The organism is Candidatus Clostridium helianthi (assembly GCF_045310795.1).
Lineage (GTDB): Bacteria > Bacillota > Clostridia > Clostridiales > Clostridiaceae > Clostridium > Clostridium helianthi.
Genome location: NZ_JBJIAB010000081.1, coordinates 1 through 4,302, shown reverse-complemented (window position 1 = coordinate 4,302; position 4,302 = coordinate 1). Strand labels below are relative to the sequence as shown.

4 protein-coding genes are annotated in these 4,302 nt (G+C 28.3%); all 4 read right to left on the bottom strand.

Annotated elements, in window-relative coordinates:
- Positions 1-121: 121 nt before the first annotated feature.
- Complete coding sequence (locus tag ACJDTP_RS27105; protein ID WP_078116856.1) at positions 122-607, bottom strand: hypothetical protein; 486 nt, start codon at positions 605-607, stop codon at positions 122-124.
- A gap of 328 nt (positions 608-935) precedes the next feature.
- On the bottom strand, positions 936-1,496 hold the full coding sequence (locus ACJDTP_RS27100; RefSeq protein ID WP_406762973.1) for a vWA domain-containing protein: 561 nt from the start codon (positions 1,494-1,496) through the stop codon (positions 936-938).
- 209 nt (positions 1,497-1,705) lie between these two features.
- Positions 1,706-2,491, bottom strand: coding sequence for a GH25 family lysozyme (locus ACJDTP_RS27095; protein ID WP_077853688.1), 786 nt, complete (start codon positions 2,489-2,491; stop codon positions 1,706-1,708).
- Between the two features lie 451 nt (positions 2,492-2,942).
- Positions 2,943-3,356 (bottom strand): hypothetical protein, encoded by a 414-nt coding sequence (locus ACJDTP_RS27090; RefSeq protein ID WP_077845133.1) that lies wholly within the window; start codon positions 3,354-3,356, stop codon positions 2,943-2,945.
- Positions 3,357-4,302: the final 946 nt, after the last annotated feature.

Sequence of the window (4,302 nt, the reverse complement as noted above, 5' to 3'; positions counted from 1 at the left end):
ACTTCACTTCTTATTTTTTCCATATAAAATTTTATTTAATCACTAAACCAAGCCGTCGCTTTTAGCGATTTAGTTCTATAAGAATATTGCGAATTATTAGAACTTCAATTCTACTAATTAATTACATAAATGTTGGGTCCGCCCCATACCACGTTTGCACATCATTTTCATCAGTACAATCATTAATCCAAGCTATTCCAAAAACAAGTTCATGAGATTCAGTTGTTGATAATATGCTGTATCCTATTCCGTTTTCTAAATACCTACTGTCATAATCATAGTTACCAATTCTTTCTCCAGTATCAAAGTAACCAGTATCGCATTCTATTCCGATTGATAACTTTACCTTTCCTTGATAAAAAGCTTGGCATTCCAGTCTTTCTCCTGATTCAGGATAACATTTAACTTTGCTGTATTCCACGTCATCAATTACGCAACAAATCAAATGTGGTAAATTATCACTTTCATATTCTACTGCTATTCTATATCTGCCATCAACATTAGGAAATATAACTGAATCATTATCCAATTTTACAGCATTATATTCTATCTCAATATCATCGATATATATTTTAATAAAACCTAATGGTGTCTTCAAATTATTCATTAACATCACCTCACATGATTCGTATTTATTTACTATTCTGAACCAAATTTCTGTTCCATATAATGATTATTATAACATATATTTCAAAACACCACACAAGCCACTCATATAATAGCTCCCCCACAATTCTTTTACTAGAAATATAGCAGAAAAGTACAAAAAAAAAATAGAGGTCACAAGATTACTCTCATGCCCTTTAAACTATTTTATATCATAAAACCAACTTTCTAACGTATCTTTTAATTCTAAACATTTGCTCATAGGCAAATTTTGAGTTTCAACCCAAATTCCATTTTCATTTGAATTAGGTGTACATTTCTTTTAATTTCTAAAAATCATATTTAAAATTCTTCTTTACAAAATCAGCCATGGGGCTATCCTTATCTTTTCGTATATAATCTAAATCATCATCATAGAAATATAAATATGCTATACTCTTTTTTTCATCAGATGTTCCAATCATACCAAATGACTTTGGATATCTTGCTTCATAATTATCATTTCCCTCTACAACTTTAAAATCATAATTGTTTATTGAGAATTCATATTCAGGAATATAATATTTACTTTTATCAAAATCAGAAACAACTTTATGGTCTAAAAACTTATACTTTTCTGTTAATTTTTCTTTTTCATATGTTTCTTCATCATAGTTAACAACAAGCGTTATTGCATCTGTCTCAAATAATATTATTGAAAAATGATTATATTTATATGATATATCTTTATATTTAGGTAAATCCTCAATAGCAGGCATAAAGTTTTTCGCATTTGTATCAATCTTAGTTCCGCTATTAAGATACCTATTAATGTTTGTTGTATTTGACTTACTAAATCCAATAAAAATTAGTATTAAAACACTAATGATTATAAAAAAATATTTTTTCATTTTTAATCATTACCCCTAAAATGTATTTAATGCACATTTAATTACTATTCTAAACCAAATCTCCATTCCATATAATGATTATTATAACATATATTTCAAGATACCACATAAACTGCTCCTATAATAACTCTCTACAATTCTGTTACTAAGGACATATTAGAAAAGTACAAAAAAATAGAGGGCATAAGATTGCTCTCATGCCCTTTAAACTATTTTATATCACAAAACCAACTTCCTAACGTATCTTTTAATTCTAAACATTTGCTCATAGGCAAATTTTGAGTTTCAACCCAGATTCCATTTTCATTTGAATTAGCATAGATACGAATATCTTCAAAATATTCTTGCACATATTCCATGTCAACTCCAGCAAAACTTCCATCCCCTCTATATCCAATTGGAAGATAATTAGTTCTTACATATCCATTAGTTTTATTTAGTATTCCATCATTAAACTCATTCATATCGCAATCAGTATCTATACCATTTACACATCCTGTTTCCGAATATTGGTGCCCCACTCTATTAGCAAAGAAATTAGAATTTAATTTCCATGGAGTATTATTATAATTCGCCTCCCATAACGGATAGCCAGCAATTCTATCATCCAGGTTATCTGTAAAACTAGTATAAGTATAAATACCAATTTGCATCTTTGATATCTCTTTAAATTTAGCAATAAATCGTAATACAAAGTCCATTAATCCATCAAAATTACTTTCCACATCTAACATTGGAATTAGATCATTTGCTTTATCCTTTATAGCATTATAAAAACTATTAGCCTGAGTTTCTGGCTCACTAGTCCCAACTAAGAAATGATAAAATCCAGTTTTTAATCCTTCGCAATGTGCATTGGAATAATTAACCTCTAAACAGCGATCTTTGAATGTTGTACCTTCTGTAGCTTTAATGTAAACAGCTTCTATTCCTGAATATTTCACCTGTCCAAAATTTATGCTTCCATTATGATTACTTACGTCTATACCTTTCATATATACCATCCTTTCTACTACACTCCCTTTATTATTTATTTTTATATAATAAAAACACTTACTTTTTGATATGCTCCCTTTATAATAGTCAGTTAAAATAATAAACTTGACAGTATGAAGGGAACATATCATTTCCGTAAGTGTTTTTAGTTCATCTATTATTATAGATGATTTCAGTACTAATTTTTTATAGATATTATTTACGATTTCTAAAATTTTTCTATTACTTTTATTTTGCTCCAAGTGAATAATCTGTTAATTTGGAAATAATATCTTCAAAAACTCAAAGAGTCTACAATAAAATGCTGTAGACTTTTTGGGGTATTTTATATACATAAATATGGCTATTGATTATAATATTATTATATATGTTGCGATTCACAATGCACATTCCCTTTGAATTTTTCAATTTTACAACAAATATTTCCGAGGAAATATATTTCCAAAATCATTATGATATATACTTTTCCATCTTAGTGGCTGCCTGCTTTTCTAGCTGCTTGATCCTTTGATAAGATAGCTTTAATTTTTCCTGAACAACATAATATTTTCTATGTTCTATATGAACAATTTTTATAATGTCACTTTCTTCTTCAGTCAATATAGTAAGCGCATTTTCTATCCTTTTTAATTCTCTTTTCTTATTTGATTGCTCCCTATATAAAGCTTCTTTTCTTTCCATTAACTTTTCTGCTTGCTGTTCCACACTTGAAGTAATCTTATAAGTTTTTCCTGTTCTTTCTCCCATCTCTATTCCACTTATCCCTATGATTTCTTCCTCAAGCTCCTGAACTCTTATTTCTATATCTTGTATGTCTGCTAAAATTTCTCTATATCTTCTTACTTTATCTATTGTACTGTTCATATTAACCACCCCTAGTTTCTAAATTTCTAAAAATAAACAAAATTCATTTTGTATATAATAGGTCTCCACATTGAAAATTTGATATATATATGTTGCAATTCACACTGCACATTTCACAATTCACAATTACAGCTAAAATTCTTTTAATATTTTTAGAATTATGCTGAAGAATTATTTTGGCAATATATATATCATAAACAGAGAAATTTGGTACATGTTTGTAACCTCAAAGTTCATACTATTAAGTAGGCATTTTAAAATAAGCTGCTTAGATTCTTAATGAGAGGTTGTTCCACTTACTGCTTGTCACATTGAAAGTGGAACATGCAGTAATAAGTGCAACCTTCAATTTAGAACATTTCAGCGAAATTTTCATAGTCCTATAGAACAAATATGTATTCAATTTCTACTGAGATTTATATAAATTTGATTTTGAACATTATATTATTTCAACATGTATAGCTAGATGAATTTAGCTCAAAAGAAATGGGGAATGATGCCACAATTTTGGTTATTAAAAACCATTACAATGATGCATTTATATGTTATGATGTAATTGTAATCATTCCCAATTCCTTGTTTGCAGAGTGATATTCATATATCACTCCTCCTTACTCATTAGCCTTCTTACTTACTAATCTTTCAAAATTTCCTTATACATCTCCACAAAATAGATCTCAATTTAATCAATTTTTATATTCACACTATGATTTATAGATAAACAATATATACCTTAGACTTATGCAATAACCTACCGAAAGTAAAAACATTGTTATTTCACAGGACTATGAAAATTTCGCTGAAAGTACTAAATTACAGGTTGCACCACTAATACTTGCTCCCAATTTCATTGTGACAAGCATTAGTTAAACAACCTACAATTAAGAGCTTTTAACAGCTCATTTTCAATGCCTGCTGCATAAAAATGTTTCTACTTTCTAATATG

Bases quoted from the DNA above. Each gene is read 5' to 3' on its own strand.
- ACJDTP_RS27090 (WP_077845133.1), bottom strand. From the start codon at position 3,356: ATGAACAGTACAATAGATAAAGTAAGAAGATATAGAGAAATTTTAGCA.
- ACJDTP_RS27100 (WP_406762973.1), bottom strand. From the start codon at position 1,496: ATGAAAAAATATTTTTTTATAATCATTAGTGTTTTAATACTAATTTTT.
- ACJDTP_RS27105 (WP_078116856.1), bottom strand. From the start codon at position 607: ATGAATAATTTGAAGACACCATTAGGTTTTATTAAAATATATATCGAT.
- ACJDTP_RS27095 (WP_077853688.1), bottom strand. From the start codon at position 2,491: ATGAAAGGTATAGACGTAAGTAATCATAATGGAAGCATAAATTTTGGA.